The following is an 18,730-nucleotide window of genomic DNA, read 5'->3' on the forward strand; positions in this document are numbered from 1 at the left end:
GCCGATGTTCCTACCCCACTTTCGATCGACCTCGCCAGCCCAACGTCTCGGCTTCGCCACACTGACCTCCATTGCGGCCCACCTGGCCCTGATGATGAGCGTGCCAGGCGCCTCTACGGGATTGCAGCCGGGCGGAAGCACGGCGGAAAATTCGTCACAGCTGCGCCCTGCTCTTACAGTCCGGCTGACGGCGGCTATCGAAAACTATTCAATCGGGGAAAGCGGGCCGGACGTCGTGCTGGATGCCCCGCTCCAGGATGCGGAAACGGATATACCCTCCGCCCCTCCCCTTTATTCCGAGGCATCACCGCCTGCCGCTCTTGCCCCCCCGTCCGCACCACCTCCTCTGGCGTGGCCAGCCGAGGTCCCGACCGGCTACCGGCGGCTGTCGGAACTGACGCGGGAGCCAGAACTGCTCACCCCGGTTGATGAACGCAATTGGCCAAAGCTGCCTGGCGTCGCGCCCGGCAGCTTTGAACTGGAACTCGCCATCGGCACGGACGGCACGGTGGATCTGGTGGTGCCCCATTGCGATGAGCCCCGCTGCCCGGCAGCCGAGATCTATACGCAAATCGTTCGCCAGTGGCATTTTCAGCCGGGTGAGATTCTGGGTCAGCCAACCCCCAGCCGGCTTCGGCTCGCATTCGATGTCGGAATCGCGGCGAGCGACGAGCCTGCTCAACCCCGCCAATAGTCCAGCCGCCCGAACACCCCGCGCAGATGGTCGATCAGCAGCCGCACCCGCAGCGGCAGACGGCGATTCTGCGGAAAAACGGCGTAGATCCCGGTCGCCGGCGCCGCCCATTCGTCGAGCACCGACACCAGCGCACCGCTCACCAGATCGCGCTCCACCTCCCACATGGAACGCCAGGCCAGGCCGATGCCGCCGAGCGCCCATTCGTGCAGCACCGTGCCATCGTTGCACTCGAAGCGCCCGGACACCTTGACGGTACGCGTGCGCCCCAGCGCGTCGAGATCGGCGAAGACCCAGCCCCGTTGCAGGTCGAGGGACAGGCAGTCATGGCGGGCCAGATCGTCCGGGCACTGCGGAATGCCGTTGCGGGCCAGATAGGACGGGCTCGCCACCACAACGCGACGGTTGTCCGCCAGACGCACTGACACCAGGCTGGAATCGCTCAGCTCGCCGATGCGAATCGCGCAATCGACGCCCTCATTCACCAGGTCCACCAGGCGGTCGCTGAGATCCAGGCTGCAGGTCACCTCCGGATTGGCGGACAGGAAGTCCCGCACCAGCGGCGCCACATGGCGCCGTCCAAAGCCCGCCGGCGCCGACACCTTGATGTGTCCACTGGCCTTTACCCCGCCCAGGCTCACCGACGCCTCCGCATTGGCGAGGTCGTTGAGGATGCGCTGGCAATCCTCCAGGAAGGCACTGCCCTCGAAGGTGAGGCTCAGCTTGCGGGTGGTGCGCACCAGCAGCTTCACGCCCAACCGCTCCTCCAGCGCATCGATGCGCCGCCCCATCATCGCCGGCGTTACGCCCTCGGCGCGGGCCGCCGCCGACAGGCTGCCGCGGGTCGCCACGCTGACGAAGGTCTCGATTTCCTTGAAGCTGCTCATTTGATACTAAAAGTAAAAAATCATTTGATTTTATTATGGCTTCTTTTTTGTTTAGTCATTAAATAAACTTCGCTCCAACGTGGTGGAGGAGAACGCTGATTGAGCGGTGCCGCCGGGCCGAAACCCGGTAGAAGCGCCCCGCAGCGCCACCCACAACAAACCGCTTCATCGACAAGGACATCAAGAGCATGGCGCACGCGCCCCGAATCCAGGCTGTTGCATTCGATGCCTTCGGCACGCTCTTCGACGTTTACTCGGTGGGCCTGCTGGCCGAACAGCTCTACCCGGGCAAGGGCGCCGCCCTCGCCGACCTGTGGCGCATCAAGCAGATCGAGTACAGCTTCATCCGCACCCTGTCCGGCCGCTACAAGCCCTTCTGGGACATCACCCAGGACGGCCTGCAGTACGCCGCCGCCAGGCTGGGGCTGGAGCTCGACGCCCAGCGCCGCACCCAACTGATGAACCAGTACGCCTGCCTGTCGCCCTTCCCCGAGAACCTGGGCGCACTGCGCACCCTCAAGGAAGCCGGCGTGCCCACCGCCATCCTGTCCAACGGCACGCCCGAGATGCTGCAGGTCGCCGTCAAGAGCGCCGGCATGCACGGCCTCTTCGATCATGTTCTGTCGGTGGATGCGGTGCGCAAGTACAAGACCGCCGCCGACGCCTACGCGCTGGCCCCGCAGGCCTTCGGTTGCCCGGCCGAACGCATCCTGTTCGTGTCGTCCAACGGCTGGGATGCCGCCGGCGCCACCTGGTTCGGCTATACCACCTTCTGGATCAACCGCAGCGGCTCGCCCCTTGAGCAACTGGATGTCAGCCCCACCGCCCAGGGACGCCTGCTGACCGATGTCGTCGATTACGTGGCGCGCCACCGCGCCTGAACAGCTTCAACCCTTTCAACTTCTCAATCAGGAGTCATCATGAGCCTCACCCTCCCCGCCGGCATGCAGATCAATGCCCCGATTCGTCCGGGCTACGAAACCATCCTCACCCCGGAAGCCCTCGAGCTGGTCGCCAAGCTGCACCGCGCTTTCGAAGGCCGCCGCCAGGAACTGCTGAAGGCCCGTGTCGAGCGCCAGGCCCGCATCGACGCCGGCGAGATGCCCGACTTCCTGCCGGAAACCAAGCACATCCGCGAAGGCGACTGGAAGGTCGCTCCGGTGCCCGCCGCGCTGCAGTGCCGTCGCGTCGAGATCACCGGCCCGGTCGAGGCCAAGATGATCATCAACGCCTTCAACTCCGGCGCTGACTCCTACATGACCGACTTCGAGGACTCCAACTCCCCGAACTGGGACAACCAGCTCCAGGGCCAGGTGAACCTCTACAAGGCCATCCGCCGCGAACTGTCCTTCAAGAACGAAGCCGGCAAGGAATACAAGCTCAACGACAAGATCGCCACCCTTCAGATCCGTCCGCGCGGCTGGCACCTGGACGAGAAGCACGTCACCGTTGATGGTCAGCGCGTCGGCGGCGGCATCTTCGACTTCGCCCTGGTCTTCTTCCACAACGCCAAGGAACAGATCGCCCGCGGCGCCGGCCCCTTCTTCTACCTGCCGAAGATGGAAAGCCACCTGGAAGCCCGCCTGTGGAACGACATCTTCGTGATGGCCCAGGACCACATCGGCCTGCCGCAAGGCACCATCAAGGCCACCGTGCTGGTCGAAACCATCCTCGCCACCTTCGAGATGGAAGAAATCCTGTACGAACTGCGCAACCACTCCGCCGGCCTCAACGCCGGGCGCTGGGACTACATCTTCTCCTGCATCAAGAAGTTCAAGAAGAACAAGGACTTCTGCCTGGCCCAGCGCGGCGCCATCACGATGGAAGTGCCCTTCATGCGCTCCTACGCGCTGGCTCTGGTGCAGGCCTGCCACAAGCGCGGCGCGCCGGCCATGGGCGGCATGTCGGCCCTGATCCCGATCAAGGGCGACCCGGAAGCCAACGAAAAGGCCCTCGCCGGCATCCGTCACGACAAGACCCGCGACGCCAACGACGGCTTCGACGGCGGCTGGGTGGCTCACCCGGGCCTCGTCTCCATCGCCATGGAAGAGTTCGTCAAGGTGCTGGGCGACAAGCCGAACCAGTTCGAGAAGCAGGTCGAAGGCTCCTTCGGCCCGGCCCAGTGGCTGGACTTCCGTCCCACCACCCCGATCACCGAAGCCGGCCTGCGCAACAACATCAACGTCGGCATCCACTACCTCGGCTCCTGGCTGGCCGGCAACGGCTGCGTGCCCATCCACAACCTGATGGAAGACGCCGCCACCGCCGAAATCTCCCGCTCCCAGGTGTGGCAGTGGGTGGTCAGCCCGAAGGGCATCCTCGACGACGGCCGCAAGGTCACCGAAGAGCTGGTGCGCCCGATGATCGCCGAGGAACTGGCCAAGGTGAAGGCCACCGTCACCGCCCAGGGCGAGGACACTGCCACCTACGACCAGGCCGCCGTGATCTTCGACAAGATGTCGCTGACCCCGGAGTACCCGGAATTCCTGACCCTGCCGCTGTACGAGGCGATGGAATAAACGCCTGCGCAGACTCCGGTTTGCTGCACACGAATCCGGCGCCTGTAGGCGCCGGATTTTTTTATGGTGCGCCATCTTGCCAACATCTCGGCCACCAACTGATACCCCCATTCATCCTCGACAACGAACCAGCCCTGCACAACACAGACCCATTGTCGATAAATTTTACAAAACATGCAAAAACAAGAGAAGTCCCCGCCAAAACTCACTGATTAATAATAAAAAACAATTTCTGGCCTTTCTTTTGCTTTTATGCGATTACTTATTCCACAACCCTATAAACGCAAGGAAACGTCATGACCATCAAGAAAGCACTGGCTACCGCCCTGGTTGCCGCCCTGTCCACCGGAGCCAACGCCGCCACCTTCCACTTCACCGGCAACCTCGCCAGCCACAACGATGTCATCACGACCGCCTTCACGGTAGGCCAGAATGCGACCAACGTGCGCGTGTGGACGGACTCCTATCTGAGCGGCACCAACTTCGACCCGATCACCGCCCTTTGGAATGCGACGACCGGTGCGCTGATCGCCCAGAATGACGACAACCCGAACATCGCCGCGGGGCAGACGTCCTACGACTCCGGTTTCCTGCTGGCCACGCTGGCGGCCGGTGACTACTTGTTCACCGTGACCCCGTACGCAAACTTTGTCCCCAGTAACGCCAACTATTACACCGACCCCGGCTTCGCGTATGCCGCTGAGACCCCTATCCCCCTGAGTCAGTGGTGTCAGCCGTTCAGCCATTGCAACATGGGTACCAACTGGAGCGTCTGGGTCGACGGCGTCACCAGCGCCACCAACCCGCACAGCACCGTTCCCGAACCGATCAGCATGGCCCTCGCCGGCACCGGCCTGGCCGCCCTCGCACTGAATCGCCGGTCCAAGCGCGCCGCCTGATCGTCCTGGCCTGACTGAGGGCACTCCGCCGTCAATCAGGCCAGTCAGCCGCGCCGGGCGGCTTTTTCCAGATGGGTCTCCACCACCCGCGCCAGTTTGACTGCGGCCGGGCGGATCAGATCGTCCGGCACGGCAGCAAAACCCAGGTTGAGCCCCGGCTCGCTGCGGCTGCGGTCCATGTAGTAGAGGGACAGCGGCCGCACCACCACCCCGTCGGCGAGCGCGTCGGCGGCCAGTGCCGCATCGTCCACCGGCGCATCGAACAGATACACCAGCTGCAGCCCGGCATGACCGCCGGAGACCCGAACACTATTGCCCAGCCGCGTCCCCAACTCGTCGAGCAGGATGTCCCGGCGCGTGCGGTAGATGCCGCGCATGCGCTTGATGTGGGCGGTGAAATGGCCTGAATCGATGAACTCCGCCAGCGCCGCCTGATCGACCATCCGCCCCTCGCGGAACAGCTCCGCGTTGCCGATCGAGAACGCATCGACCAGATCTTCCGGCACCACCATGTAGGACAGGCGCAGGCCGGGAAACATCACCTTGCTCAGCGTGCCCACGTAGATCACCCGCTGGGTCCGCGACAGGCCGAACAGGGAGGCCAGCGGCTGGTTGTGGTAGCGCAGTTCGTTGTCGTAGTCGTCCTCGATGATCCACGCCCCGCAGCGTTCGGCCTGCTCCAGCACCTCTAGGCGCCGTTCCAGCGACAGCACCACGCCGGTCGGATACTGGCTGGACGGCGACAGGCACATGATGCGCGGCGGCGCCTCCCAATCCTCGGGGGTCGGCGCAATACCGCCTGCGTCGAGAGGAATCGCCCGCACGTCGAGCCCCGCCGCGCGCAGCACGTTGCGCGAGCCCCAGTAGCCCGGCTCCTCGATCCAGGCCCGGTCGCCGTGGTCGGTGAGCATCCGCGCGCACAGGTCCACCGCCTGGTGGGAACCGTTGAGGATCAGGATCTGGCGCGGCGAGCACTTCATCATCCGCGTCACGTGCAGGTACTCGGCGAGGGCCACCTTGAGCGGGCCGTAGCCGCCGTGGGCGTACTGCAGCAGGTGTGACTGGGCCGGCTGGAAGTACTTGCTGAGCAGGCGCCGCCAGATCGCGAACGGAAAACTCTCGGTATCCGGCACCCCCGGCATGAAGGCCCCGCGCTGGATCCGGCTGCTGCTGCTCGCCGCCGCAATCTCTCCACCGCGCCGCGACAAGCCCTCCCGCCGCGTCCCGACCAGCCGTTTGGGGGTCGGATGGCGCCCGACCCGCTGCAACGCCTCCGACACGTAGGAACCGTCGCCGATCAGGCCCTCGATATAGCCCTCGGCGAACAGCTGCTCGTAGGCCCTGAGCACCGTATTGCGGCCCATGCCCAAATCCCGGGACAGGGAGCGGGTGCCCGGCAAGCGGGTACCGGGGGGCAATTGCCCATCGAGGATGGCCTGGCGCAAGGCCAGAAAAGTGCGGATACGCAGCATCAGGCCTTCCGGCTGGCGGGTCAGGTGCTGCTGCAGCAATTCGACGATCAGGCGGTTATCCATGGCAGGGCAAAAGTGGCGTCAATCTTGCGTCAGTCAGGGGTTTCGGAGCAGCGGCCGCGCCGTTCTGCGGCGCAATACGCGCCGGCCGGCAAACGGGCCTAGCTGCCCCGAACGGAAAGGTTCCCGCAAAGTGGTTCCTTCCAATACGTAAAAAGTGGCTCTCTACAGAACCGCTTCCGCACCCTACTATGGCCTTAACGAACTCGCAACAAACGGCGCCAACCGATCCGGCCCCGCTGTGAACCGCACCCTGGAGGAATACCCAATGGCCGCACAATCCGGCAGTACCGGGCAGGAAGCCCACGTCACCTTCACCCGCGTCCAGAAGACCTACGACGGTGAAACCCTCATCGTCCGCGATCTCAACCTGGAGATCCGCCGCGGCGAATTCCTCACCCTGCTCGGCCCCTCCGGCTCCGGCAAGACCACCTGCCTGATGATGCTGGCCGGCTTCGAGACGCCCACCTCCGGTGAGATCCGCGTCGGCGGCACGGTGATCAACAAGGTGCCGCCGCACCGCCGCAACATCGGCATGGTGTTCCAGAACTACGCACTGTTCCCGCACATGACCGTGGCCGAGAACCTGCGCTTCCCCCTCAGCGTGCGCAAGCTGCCGGCCGCCGACATCGACGCCAAGGTCAAGCGCGCCCTCGTCATGGTGCGCCTCGAAGCCTTCGGCAACCGCTACCCGCAGCAGCTCTCCGGCGGCCAGCAGCAGCGCATCGCGCTGGCCCGCGCACTGGTCTTCGAACCCGAACTGGTGCTGATGGACGAGCCCCTCGGCGCCCTCGACAAGCAACTGCGCGAACACATGCAGATCGAGATCAAGCACCTCCACGACAGCCTCGGCATCACCTTCGTCTTCGTCACCCACGACCAGGGCGAAGCGCTGACCATGTCCGACCGCATCGCCGTCTTCGACCGCGGCGAGATCCAGCAGATCGACAGCGCCGAATGCCTCTACGAAGAACCGGCCAACGCCTTCGTCGCCGGCTTCATCGGCGAGAGCAACACCTTACAGGGCACCCTGCTCGAACGTAACGGCGACGCCTGTGCGATCCGCCTGCCGAGCGGCGCAGTGGTCCAGGCCCGGGCCGCCGACGTGGGCGCCGTGGGCAGCAGCGCGGTGGTCTCGGTGCGCCCCGAGCGCATCGTCCTCAACGGCGCCTCCGCCGGCTGCGAGAACCGCTTCAGCGCCAAGGTGAAGGAACTCATCTACCAAGGCGACCACGTCCGCGTGCAGCTCGACCTCGGCAACCAGTCCAGCCTGATGGTCAAGGCGCCGATCTCCCAGCTGAGCCACGAGCTGCGCCCCGAACAACCCATCGAGGTCGGCATCCCGGCCGCCCACCTGCGCGCCCTGGCCCCCACACCGAGCGCCTGACGAATCCCGCAGCACCCGTCGCCCCTCCCAGCCACGCCATCCCTATCCCGGAGAACCACCACCATGCACGCCCTCAAAACCATCGCCCTCGCTGTCTGCGGCATCCTGTCCTGTAGCAGCGCCATGGCCAGCGAACTGACCCTGATCTCCTTCGGCGGCACCAACCAGAAGGCCCAGGACAAGGCCTTCTACCAGCCCTTCATGAAGACCAGCGGCAACAAGATCCTGCCCGGCGAATACAACGGCGAGCAGGCCCGCGTGAAGGCCATGGTCGAAGCCCGCAAGGTCACCTGGGACGTGGTGGAGGTCGAATCCCCCGAGCTGGCCCGCGGCTGCGAGGAAGGCCTGTACGAGAAGCTCGACTACAGCAAGATCGGCGGCAAGGACGAGTTCATCGGCAAGGCCGTCACCGACTGTGGCATCGGCTTCTTCGTGTGGTCCACGCTGCTCGCCTACAACGCCGACAAGCTGAAGGGCGCCCCCACCAGCTGGGCCGATTTCTGGGACCTGAAGAAATTCCCCGGCAAGCGCGGCATGCGCAAGGGCGCCAAGTTCACCCTCGAAATCGCCCTGCTCGCCGACGGCGTCAAGCCCGACCAGGTCTACAAGCTGCTCGCCACCAAGGACGGCGTCGACCGCGCCTTCAAGAAGCTCGACCAGATCAAGGGCTCCATCCAGTGGTGGGAAGCCGGCGCCCAGCCGCCGCAGATGCTCGCCGCCGGCGACGTGGTGATGAGCTCCGCCTACAACGGCCGCATCGCCACCGCCCAGAAGGAAGGCAAGAACCTCAAGATGGTGTGGGGCGGCAACATCTATGACGTGGAGTCCTACGCCATTCCGAAGGGCGCCCCCAACCGCGACCTGGCCTACAAGTACCTGCAGTTCTCCAGCAAGGCCGAGAACCAGCAAGTCTTCTCCGGCGAAATCCCCTACGGCCCGACCAACCTGAAGGCCGCCAAGGGCATGCCGGCGCAGATCGCCGCCGAGCTGCCCACCTCGGCCGCCAACATCGCCAGCGCCCTGCCCAGCAACACCCAGTTCTGGGTCGAGCACGGCGAAGAACTGGAACAGCGCTTCAACAGCTGGGCCGCCAAGTAAACAGACCGCCGAATGACGCCCGCCATGTCCCCGAGCAGCGCCTCCCCCTCCCCTGCCCTGGATCTTGGCCGGGCGTCACCCGACCGGGCTCCGGCCCCGACGACCACCATGGATGAAGCCCCCATGACCGCCACCACCCTGACCGCTCCCGCCGCTGCCGCCCCGCCCGCCGAACGGACTCTGCCCCTCAAGACCCGCCTGCAGCGGGCCGAGCGGCGCAAGAAGCTGCTGCACCTGGCGCTGATCGCCCCCCTCGCCGTGTTCCTGCTGCTGACCTTCCTGTGGCCGATCGGCGCGCTGCTCAAGCGCAGCGTGGACAACCCCGAAGTGGTCGGCGGCCTGCCCGCCACCGCCGCCGCGCTGGCGCACTGGAACGGCCAGGGCCTGCCGCCCGCCTCGGCCCTCGCCATCTTCGTGAAGGAAATGGAAGGCGCCCGTGGCAGCACCGAACTGGCCTCCGCCGCCAAGCGCCTCAACACCGAGATGACCGGCTACCGCAGCCTGATCATGAAGACCGCCCGCAGCCTGCCGCTGCCCGACGGCAGCAACCTGCAGGAAGGCCTCGCCGCCATCGACCCGCGCTGGAGCGAAACCCGCACCTGGCAGGTGATGGCCCGTGCCGGCCAGCCCTACACCAGCTACTACCTGCTGGCCGCCCTCGACCACGCGGTGGATGCCGACGGCGCCATCGTCGCCGCCACCGAAGACCAGGCCATCTACCTGGACGTCCTCGGCCGCACCTTCTGGATGAGCTTGGTGGTCACCCTGTGCTGCCTGGTCCTCGGCTTCCCGCTGGCCTACCTGCTCACCAGCCTGCCCACCCGCAGCAGCAACCTGCTGATGATCCTGGTACTGCTGCCCTTCTGGACTTCCATCCTGGTCCGCGTCGCCTCGTGGATCGTGCTGCTGCAGTCCGGCGGCCTGGTCAACCAGGCCCTGCAGGCCCTCGGCCTCATCGACGAACCCCTGCAGCTGGTGTTCAACCGCCTCGGGGTGTACATCGCCATGACCCACATCCTGCTGCCCTTCATGATCCTGCCGCTGTACTCGGTGATGAAAGGCATCTCGCCGATCTACCTGCGCGCCGCCCAGTCCCTCGGCTGCCCGCCCTTCCAGAGCTTCTGGAAGGTGTACTTCCCGCAGACCCTGCCGGGCGTGTTCGCCGGTTCCCTGCTGGTCTTCATCCTGTCGATGGGCTACTACATCACCCCCGCCCTGCTCGGCGGCCCGCAGGAGCAGATGGCCAGCTACTTCATCGCCTTCTACACCAACGAGACGATCAACTGGGGCATGGCCGCGGCGCTCTCCACCGTGCTGCTCGGCGCCACCCTGCTGCTCTACGTCGTCTATTCCCGCTACGCCGGCCAGGGCCGCAACGCGACCAAGGCCCGCTGAGAGGAAAAACCCATGCTGCAAGCCTACGCCTCGCCCCTCGAACGGACCTGGTTCTACGCCCACCGGGTCATCGCCGGCCTGATCCTGCTGTTCCTGATCCTGCCGATCCTGGTCATCGTGCCGCTGTCCTTCAACTCGGACTCCTTCCTGATGTACCCGATGGCCGGCGCCTCCCTGCGCTGGTACGAGGAGATCATCGGCTCCGACGTGTGGCGCAACGCGCTGCTCAACAGCCTGATCGTCTCTCCGGCCGCCACGCTGCTGGCGGTGGTGCTGGGCACGCTGGCCTCCATCGGCCTGGTGCGCAGCGACTTCCCCGGCAAGGCGCTGCTCACCGCCATCCTCATCTCGCCGATGGTGGTGCCGGTGGTCATCGTCGGCGTCGCAATGTACCTGTTCTTCGCCCCACTCGGCCTGGCCGGCAGCTACACCGGGCTGATCCTCGCCCATGCCGCCCTCGGCGTACCCTTCGTCATCACCACTGTCACCGCCACGCTGCAGGGCTTCGACTACAACCTGGTGCGCGCCGCCGCCAGCCTGGGCGCCAACCCGGTGCTGACCTTCTTCCGGGTCACCCTGCCGCTGGTCGCGCCAGGCATCGTCTCCGGAGGGCTGTTCGCCTTCGCCACCTCCTTCGACGAAGTGGTGGTCACGCTCTTCCTCGCCAGCCCCGGCCAGGCCACGCTGCCGCGCCAGATGTTCGCCGGCATCCGCGAGAACATCAGCCCGGCCATCGCCGCGGTGGCGACGATCCTGATCGTGCTTTCCACCCTCATGCTGCTGACCCTCGAATGGCTCCGCCAGCGCGCCGAGAAGCTGCGCACCGGAAAGTCGCGCTGAGAATCGCGCTGAGCATTGCGCTAAAAACCTAAACCCCTGATCCACCCCCGTTTTTTCAATCCCACTCGTGTCGGGAGAGCCCTTCTCATGCCCAAAATCTGTGATTCCACCCTTCTTCGCCATGCCGCCTTCATCAACGGCGAGTGGTGCGGGGCCGACAACGGCGCCACCAGCGAGATCCTCAACCCGGCCAGCGGCGCCAGCCTGGGCCCCGTGCCGGTGATGGGCACGGCGGAAACCCGCCGCGCCATCGATGCCGCCAACGCCGCCCTGCCGGCCTGGCGCCGCCTGCCCGCCGCCCAGCGCGGCAAGCTGCTGCGCGTCTGGTACGAACTGCTGCTGGAAAACCAGGAAGACCTGGCCGTCATCATGACCTGCGAGCAGGGCAAGCCCCTCGCCGAAGCGCGTGGCGAAGTGGCCTACGCCGCCTCCTACCTGGAATGGTTCGCCGAGGAAGGCAAGCGGGCCTACGGCGAGACCATCCCGTCGCCCTTCCCCGACCGCCGCCTGATCGTCAGCAAGGAGCCGGTCGGCGTGTGCGCCGCCGTCACGCCGTGGAACTTCCCCGCCGCGATGATCACCCGCAAGGCCGGCGCGGCCCTCGCCGCCGGCTGCACGATGGTCCTCAAGCCGGCCCCGCAGACGCCCTACTCGGCCCTCGCGCTGGCCGTACTGGCCGAGCGCGCCGGCATCCCCAAGGGCGTCTTCAACGTGGTCACCGGCGACGTGGCCAGCTCCGCCGACATCGGTGCCGAGCTGTGCGCCAACCCCATCGTGCGCAAGCTGTCCTTCACCGGCTCCACCGCCGTCGGCGCCCGCCTGATGGCCCAGTGCGCGCCGTCGATCAAGAAGCTGTCGCTGGAACTGGGCGGCAACGCCCCCTTCATCGTCTTCAACGACGCCGACCTGGACGCCGCCGTGCAGGGCGCCCTCTCCTCCAAGTACCGCAACGCCGGCCAGACCTGCGTGTGCGCCAACCGCCTGCTGGTGCAGGACGGCGTGTACGACGCCTTCGCCGCCAAGCTCGCCGAGGCGGTCAAGGCCCTCAAGGTCGGCGACGGCCTGGAGCCCGGCACCACCCAGGGCCCGCTGATCAACGAGGCCGCCTTGGCCAAGGTCGAGCGCCACGTCGCCGACGCGCGGGCCAAGGGTGCCACCGTCCTCACCGGCGGCCAGCGCCACGCGCTGGGCGGCAGCTTCTTCGAGCCCACCGTGCTGACCGGCGTCACCGCCGACATGGCGGTGGCCCGCGAGGAGACCTTCGGCCCAATGGCGCCGCTGTTCCGCTTCGCCACCGAAGCCGACGCCATCCGCATGGCCAACGACACCGAGTTCGGCCTCGCCTCCTATCTGTACAGCCGCGACATCGGCCGCATCTGGCGGGTTTCCGAGGCCCTCGAGTACGGCATGGTCGGCGTCAATACCGGCCTCATCTCCACCGAGGTCGCCCCCTTCGGCGGCGTCAAGTCCTCCGGCCTCGGCCGCGAAGGCTCCAGCCACGGCCTCGATGACTACCTGGAGATCAAGTACGTGGCCCTCGGCGGCCTCGACAGCTGATCCCTTCAAGCCCCTTTTCCATCAAGACATCCAGACCTTCATACGGAGAACAGCAATGAACCAAGCGCTTCAACAACAAAACGCCCACATGATGGCCCGCCGCTCCGCCGCCCTGCCCCGTGGCGTGGGCCAGGCCCACTCCCTGTTCGCCAGCCGCGCCAAGGGCGCCGAGCTGTGGGACGTGGAAGGCCGCCGCTTCATCGACTTCGTGGCCGGCATCGCGGTGGTCAACACCGGCCACTGCCACCCGAAGGTGGTCGAAGCCGCCGCCGCCCAGATGGAAGCCTTCACCCACACCTGCTTCCAGGTCGTCGCCTATGACGGCTACGTGACCCTCGCCGAGCGCCTCAACGCCCTCGCCCCGGTGGCCGGCCCGGCCAAGAGCTTCTTCATGAGCACCGGCGCCGAAGCCGTCGAAAACGCCGTCAAGGTGGCCCGCGCCTACACCGGCCGGCCCGGCATCATCGCTTTCAACGGCGCCTTCCACGGCCGCACCTGCATGACCCTCGGGCTGACCGGCAAGGTCGATCCGTACAAGCTGCGCATGGGCCCTTTCCCGGCCGAGATCTACCACGCCCCCTTCCCCTGCGAGCTGCACGGCACCAGCATCGACGAAGCCATCCACGGCATCGAGCTGCTGTTCAAGAACGACATCGAACCGGCCCGCGTGGCGGCCTTCATCATCGAGCCGGTGCAGGGCGAAGGCGGCTACTACCCGGTGCCCACCGAGCTCCTGCAGCGCCTGCGCGCGCTGGCCGACAAGCACGGCATCCTGATCATCGCCGACGAGATCCAGACCGGCATGGCGCGCACCGGCAAGGTCTTCGCCATCGAGCACAGCGGCGTGCAGCCGGACATCATCACCATGGCCAAGGGCCTCGGCGGCGGCTTCCCGATCTCCGCCATCATCGGCCGCGCCGAAGTGATGGACGCCGTCTCCCCCGGCGGCCTGGGCGGCACCTACTCCGGCAGCCCGCTGGCCTGCGCCGCCGCGCTGGCCGTGCTCGACGCCGTCGAAGAAGAGAAGCTGTGCGAGCGCGCCGTTCAGATCGGTGCGCGCATGCAGGCCCGCCTGCGCGACATGGCCAGCTGGGCGCCGTGCATCGGCGACGTGCGCGGCCTCGGCGCGATGGTGGCCTTCGAGTTCTTCCACGACGCCGAGCACACCCGCCCGGCCCCGGAAATCACCAAGGCCCTGGTCGCCGAAGCCTTCAAGCGCCAGCTCCTGCTGCTGTCCTGCGGCAGCTACGGCAACGTGATCCGCCTGATGACGCCGCTGACCCTCGACGACGCACTGCTCGAAGAAGGCTTCGACGTGCTCGAAGCCAGCCTGCGCGCAGTCCTCGCCGCCCAGGGCTGAGCGCCCTCCCGCCGCAGTCCCCGCCCCGGGGCTGCGGCGCCCCTACCCGATAACACGGGGTTCACCCCGGACCGAATTTCGATGCGCCCCGCCGCGCAGGGGCGCGCCTTGCCTGCTGAAACCGTTTTCAACACCGTCAATTGGGAGTCCGCACCATGAAGAAGCCGCAACTGATCCTCGCCCTCACCGCCGCCGGCGTCCTTTCCGTGCCCGGCATCGCCTGTGCCGGCGAACTGGAAGACCTGAAGGCCATGCTGCTGAAGATGCAGGCGCGCATCGAGCAGCTGGAAAACCGCCCGGCCGCTGCCCCCGTCGCCGCCGCTGCAACGGCCCCGGCGCCGGCCCTCAACCCGGCCGACGTGGTCGTCCGCGGCTCGATGCCAGGCTCCTTCAAGGTTCCGGGCACAGAGACTTCCATCAAGTTCGGCGGCTATGTGCAGCTCGACGCCATCTACGACATCAAGGGCAACCAGGGCCGTGCGGTGAGTTCCGGCGACCTGCCCCTCAACGGCAGCACCGATGCCAAGCGCAAGGGCACCACCACCTTCAGCGCCCGCAGCTCGCGCCTCTACATGCAGACCGCCACGCCGAGCGAGCTGGGCGAGATCAAGACCAAGATCGAGTTCGACTTCTTCACCGACGAAGGCAGCGAGACCTACACCAACTCCGCCCGTCCGCGCCTGCGCCACGCCTACGGGACCGTCGGCAACTGGCTGGCCGGCCAGACCTGGTCCAACTTCATGGACCTGGACGCGATGCCCGAGACCCTGGAGTTCTACGGTCCCACCGGCCAGGTCTTCATCCGTCAGCCGCAGCTGCGCTACACCACCGCCGTCGGCGGCGCCAGCCAGTTCTCGGTGTCGGTGGAAAACCCCCAGACCGACGCCCGCGACAACGGCGGCAACGTAACCGCCATCGACCGCGGCGCCGACCTCACCGCCAAGTGGCAGCACAGCGGCGACTACGGCCACTTCAACGTGCGCGCCCTGGTGCGCCCGCTGAAGGCCGACGACGGCAACGGCGATCACCGCGCCTCCACCAACGGCTGGGCGCTGGGCGTCGGCGGCAGTCTCAAGCTGGGCGCCAACGACACCGTGCTCTACCAGCTCAACGGCGGCCAGGGCATCGGCCGCTATATCCAGGACGTCTATGGCGCCGCCGCCTACGACGCCAGCACCGGCACCCTGTCGGCCCAGAAGGCGGCCGGCGGCTACCTGGCGCTGCAGCACTTCTGGAACACCGTGCTGCGCTCCACGCTGTCCCTCAACGCCACCCACATCAACAACAAGACCGGCTTCGGCGACATCACCGGCCTCAACACCGACACCCGCCAGGTGCACGTCAACCTGATCTGGAAGGCCGCCTCCCAGCTCGACGTGGGCATGGAATACGTGTGGTCCCAGCGCAAGGTGGAGGGCGGCGCCGAAGGCACCTCCAGCCGCGTCCAGGGCGCCGTCAAGTACAACTTCTAAACCCCCGGGGCGCTGGCGGCCTCCCCCGCCGGCGTCCAACACCACTCCGCCCCCAAGGAGAGACCATGCTCGACCCCTTGCCTTCCTACCTCCGCCCCAGCAACGACGCCGGCCCCTGGGGCGTCTACATGCAGCAGATCGACCGGGTGACGCCCTACCTGGGCGAGCTGACCTACTGGGTCGACACCCTCAAGCGCCCCAAGCGCGTCCTCATCGTGGACGTGCCGGTGAAGATGGACGACGGCACGGTGGCCCACTTCGAGGGCTACCGGGTCCATCACAACACCTCCCGCGGCCCCGGCAAGGGCGGCATCCGCTTCCACCAGGACGTGACCCTCTCCGAGGTGATGGCGCTGGCCGGCTGGATGACCGTCAAGAACGCCGCCGTCGGCGTGCCCTACGGCGGCGCCAAGGGCGGCATCCGGGTCGACCCGCGAACCCTCAGCCACGGCGAGCTGGAGCGCCTGACCCGCCGCTACACCAGCGAACTCAACGTGCTGATCGGGCCGGACAAGGACATCCCCGCGCCGGACGTGAACACCAACGAGCAGATCATGGCCTGGATGATGGACACCTACTCCATCAACCAGGGCCGCACCGCCACCGGCGTCGTCACCGGCAAGCCCCTGAGCCTGGGCGGCAGCCTCGGCCGCCGGGACGCCACCGGGCGCGGCGTGTTCGTGGTCGGCGCGGCGGCAGCGAAGGATGCGGGCATTGCGCTGGACGGCGCACGAGTCGCCATCCAGGGCTTCGGCAACGTGGGCGGCACCGCGGCGCGCTGCTTCCACGAGGCCGGCGCCCGTGTGGTAGCCGTGCAGGACGTCTCCGGCACCCTGTTCCACCCGGGCGGGCTCAACGTTCCGGCCTTGCTGGCGTGGGTCGCCGCCGGCCGCCCGCTGGCCGAGTTCCGCGACGGCGAGCGTATTCCCGACGACAGCTTCTGGGACGTGCAAAGCGACTTCCTCGTGCCCTCGGCGCTGGAGCAACAGATCACCCTCCACAACGCCCCGCGCATCCGCACGCGCATCGTGCTCGAAGGCGCCAACGGCCCGACCACGCCGGAGGCCGACGACATCCTCGCCGCCCGCGGCATCCAGGTGGTGCCCGACGTGCTCGCCAACGCCGGCGGCGTGACGGTGAGCTACTTCGAATGGGTGCAGGATTTCTCCAGCTTCTTCTGGTCGGAAGAGGAGATCAACGCCCGCCTCGACCGCATCATGGAAGAAGCCTACGTGCCCATCCGCGACACCGCCCGCAGCCGGCAGGTGAGCCTGCGCACCGCGGCCTTCATCCTGGCCTGCGAGCGCATCCTCAAGGCGCGGGAGATGCGCGGGCTGTATCCCTGAGCCTGTCTGCGTCGGCAGAACCATCCACGGCGACAGCAACGATCGCATGTCGCCGGTAACGCCTTCCGACACTCCCGCCCACATCACCTCACCGAAACGGTTTCACTTGGCAATCAACAATCCGTCACGGCTTCCGGTAACAACTCATGGGTACGTTGACATAGGCCCACCCCTGCTCGAGCCGCACGATGCTGACCTGCGTACAACTGGCCGACAAGGCCCCGCCAAGCGCCTCAGCCTCCTGCACGGACACGAGCAGCTTGGTCGGCTGCTTCTCGTCCGGATAAGCAAAACGACCGCCCGGGATCTGCGGCAGTGCGTTCTCATGCTGCAGCAGGCGCTCGGCGAAGATCTCCGGCAGCGGGTTGTACAAGGCCGGGTAGTGGCTCAACACCCGGGTAACAAATGGCTTGAATGCAAGATAGGAGGAACGCCAGTTGTCCCCCCAAAAGCCATAGTAGCCGACGCAAGCAAGCTGCACGAGCAACAGGAAGGACGCCATCCAGCGCTGCAGAAGCCCAGGCAGGCTCCCCGCCAACACGACGACGCCCAAGACGATCGGGACCGCCAGCCAGTACGCATAGCGGCCGAAGGCAGCCTGGCCGTGGTTCCAGTTGGTCGTGCTCAGGGCCGGCACGGCCATCACCACGCTCGCGACGATACCGGCGATGACGGCGAGGACCGCCGGGCCCGGCAGCAGCCGGCTCCGCGCACCCATGACCGCGAGGCCTACGAACAGGAGAATGGACAACACCGCCACCAGTAACACGGCGGGCAGCGCGACGATCATGCCCATGTTCAGGTCGAAGTACACCGACCAGAGCCGATCGAAACTCATCAGCGACCAGTCGGCCCAGCCCGCTGCGGCAATCGGATTAGCAACCCCCAGTTTCAGCCGGTAAAACATCACCGGAGCCAAAGCCAACGCAAACGCCGGGATGCTGACATACAGCGCACACACGACCTGCCGCAAGGATATGACATGAAGGCGCCCTCGCTCACGCGCCTCGGACGGGAACAGCAACGCCCCGCCGGCCATACACACCATCAGAAAGAGAACGGGAGGGTTCTGGGTAGCAGCCAGCGCCGTCGCCCCCATCCCAAAGCCATACCGCCGGTCACTGCAGGCCATCAGACCAAGCAATATCAGAGACGCAGTAAAGACTTCCGGATGTACCCACCAGATGTAATAACTTGTCCCACCCAGCAGGAAAAGGCTGGCCAGAAGCCACTTCTGCAAACCGCTCCCACGCCAGTAACGGAAAAGGTAAGCGAGGGCCAGAACGACGAAGCTCCAGTTGCACAGGACGAAGGCCGTTTCTGGCACGCCTCCCAGGCTGCGCACCAGCCACAGGAAGGGCAGGACGCACAGGGAGTACAACCAGAAATGCCAGGCATAGACCTGCCCGCCCTGCGTCCGGACAAAGCCCTGACCATCAAACTCCGCACCACTGGCAAAATGGTGGCCTTCCCCCAGGGTCCCGAAATCCACGGCGCCGGCTGCCGCCTCCCTGCTTGCCCTGAGCGCATTGAGATAGGCCACATCCTGCGCGCGGATCTCGGGCGACGCATGATCGGAGAGTGCCTGGGCATACAGCAGATATTCCCGGCCATCGCCTTTCAGCTCACCCTGCTGCACGGCAAATATGCAGAGCAACGCCAATCCAAGAATCCACCCTGTGCGGAAAAAGCACTGACGCAAAGCGCTCATAAAGACGTAGCCTCGACCAGAAAGGGGCAATAG

General features: G+C 66.4%; 15 protein-coding genes. 12 read left to right on the forward strand and 3 right to left on the reverse strand.

The genetic code is table 11. The annotated features are described in order from the left end of the window. The first annotated feature begins 4 nt into the window (after positions 1–4). Positions 5–694 carry a hypothetical protein gene (locus B4920_RS28720; protein ID WP_139379454.1) on the forward strand — a complete coding sequence of 230 codons (690 nt, stop codon included), beginning with the start codon at positions 5–7 and terminating at the stop codon, positions 692–694. On the opposite strand, the gene B4920_RS08230 is transcribed toward B4920_RS28720, so the two are convergent. Further along, positions 679–1,581 carry a LysR family transcriptional regulator gene (locus B4920_RS08230; RefSeq protein ID WP_079434132.1) on the reverse strand — a complete coding sequence of 301 codons (903 nt, stop codon included), beginning with the start codon at positions 1,579–1,581 and terminating at the stop codon, positions 679–681. The two genes, B4920_RS28720 and B4920_RS08230, sit on opposite strands and share 16 nt — an antisense overlap. 188 nt (positions 1,582–1,769) lie before the next feature. Between B4920_RS08230 and B4920_RS08235 the strand changes: the two genes are divergently transcribed. The 3 genes from B4920_RS08235 to B4920_RS08245 all read left to right on the forward strand — a co-directional run bounded on the left by B4920_RS08235 (position 1,770) and on the right by B4920_RS08245 (position 4,999). Further along, positions 1,770–2,462, forward strand: coding sequence for a haloacid dehalogenase type II (locus tag B4920_RS08235; protein ID WP_079434133.1), 693 nt, complete (start codon positions 1,770–1,772; stop codon positions 2,460–2,462). A 39-nt stretch (positions 2,463–2,501) separates the two neighbouring features. After that, positions 2,502–4,100 carry a malate synthase A gene (gene aceB / locus B4920_RS08240; RefSeq protein ID WP_079434134.1) on the forward strand — a complete coding sequence of 533 codons (1,599 nt, stop codon included), beginning with the start codon at positions 2,502–2,504 and terminating at the stop codon, positions 4,098–4,100. A gap of 296 nt (positions 4,101–4,396) precedes the next feature. Then, a complete protein-coding gene (locus tag B4920_RS08245) occupies positions 4,397–4,999 on the forward strand; it encodes a DVUA0089 family protein (protein ID WP_079434135.1) in 603 nt (200 codons plus the stop codon). Between the two features lie 44 nt (positions 5,000–5,043). Here B4920_RS08245 and B4920_RS08250 read toward each other — a convergent pair whose 3' ends face one another. Continuing rightward, the gene (locus tag B4920_RS08250) at positions 5,044–6,534 is read right to left on the reverse strand and encodes a PLP-dependent aminotransferase family protein (protein WP_079434136.1); all 1,491 of its coding nucleotides are present in this window, start codon (positions 6,532–6,534) and stop codon (positions 5,044–5,046) included. A gap of 265 nt (positions 6,535–6,799) precedes the next feature. Between B4920_RS08250 and B4920_RS08255 the strand changes: the two genes are divergently transcribed. From B4920_RS08255 to B4920_RS08290, 8 genes are all read left to right on the forward strand, one after another. After that, entirely contained in the window at positions 6,800–7,918 is a 1,119-nt protein-coding gene (locus B4920_RS08255) for an ABC transporter ATP-binding protein (protein WP_079434137.1), read from the forward strand. A 63-nt stretch (positions 7,919–7,981) separates the two neighbouring features. Beyond that, positions 7,982–9,016: an ABC transporter substrate-binding protein gene (locus B4920_RS08260; protein WP_079434138.1), complete on the forward strand. Its 1,035-nt coding sequence runs from the start codon at positions 7,982–7,984 to the stop codon at positions 9,014–9,016. A 108-nt stretch (positions 9,017–9,124) separates the two neighbouring features. Next, positions 9,125–10,411, forward strand: a complete 1,287-nt coding sequence (locus tag B4920_RS08265; RefSeq protein WP_254050876.1) for an ABC transporter permease — start codon at positions 9,125–9,127, stop codon at positions 10,409–10,411. A gap of 12 nt (positions 10,412–10,423) precedes the next feature. Next, the gene (locus B4920_RS08270) at positions 10,424–11,251 is read left to right on the forward strand and encodes an ABC transporter permease (protein WP_079434140.1); all 828 of its coding nucleotides are present in this window, start codon (positions 10,424–10,426) and stop codon (positions 11,249–11,251) included. Positions 11,252–11,338: 87 nt separating this feature from the next. Next, the gene (locus B4920_RS08275) at positions 11,339–12,808 is read left to right on the forward strand and encodes an NAD-dependent succinate-semialdehyde dehydrogenase (protein ID WP_079434141.1); all 1,470 of its coding nucleotides are present in this window, start codon (positions 11,339–11,341) and stop codon (positions 12,806–12,808) included. Between the two features lie 55 nt (positions 12,809–12,863). Further along, positions 12,864–14,168, forward strand: coding sequence for a 4-aminobutyrate--2-oxoglutarate transaminase (gene gabT, locus B4920_RS08280; RefSeq protein ID WP_079434142.1), 1,305 nt, complete (start codon positions 12,864–12,866; stop codon positions 14,166–14,168). 155 nt (positions 14,169–14,323) lie between these two features. Next, entirely contained in the window at positions 14,324–15,640 is a 1,317-nt protein-coding gene (locus tag B4920_RS08285) for a DcaP family trimeric outer membrane transporter (RefSeq protein ID WP_079434143.1), read from the forward strand. 65 nt (positions 15,641–15,705) lie between these two features. Continuing rightward, the gene (locus B4920_RS08290) at positions 15,706–16,986 is read left to right on the forward strand and encodes a Glu/Leu/Phe/Val dehydrogenase (RefSeq protein ID WP_079434144.1); all 1,281 of its coding nucleotides are present in this window, start codon (positions 15,706–15,708) and stop codon (positions 16,984–16,986) included. Between the two features lie 124 nt (positions 16,987–17,110). Here the strand turns inward: B4920_RS08290 and B4920_RS08295 are convergent, their stop codons facing one another. Continuing rightward, positions 17,111–18,697, reverse strand: coding sequence for a hypothetical protein (locus B4920_RS08295; RefSeq protein ID WP_079434145.1), 1,587 nt, complete (start codon positions 18,695–18,697; stop codon positions 17,111–17,113). Positions 18,698–18,730 lie beyond the last annotated feature (33 nt).

This window comes from Zoogloea sp. LCSB751 (genome assembly GCF_002028455.1).
Lineage (GTDB): Bacteria > Pseudomonadota > Gammaproteobacteria > Burkholderiales > Rhodocyclaceae > Zoogloea.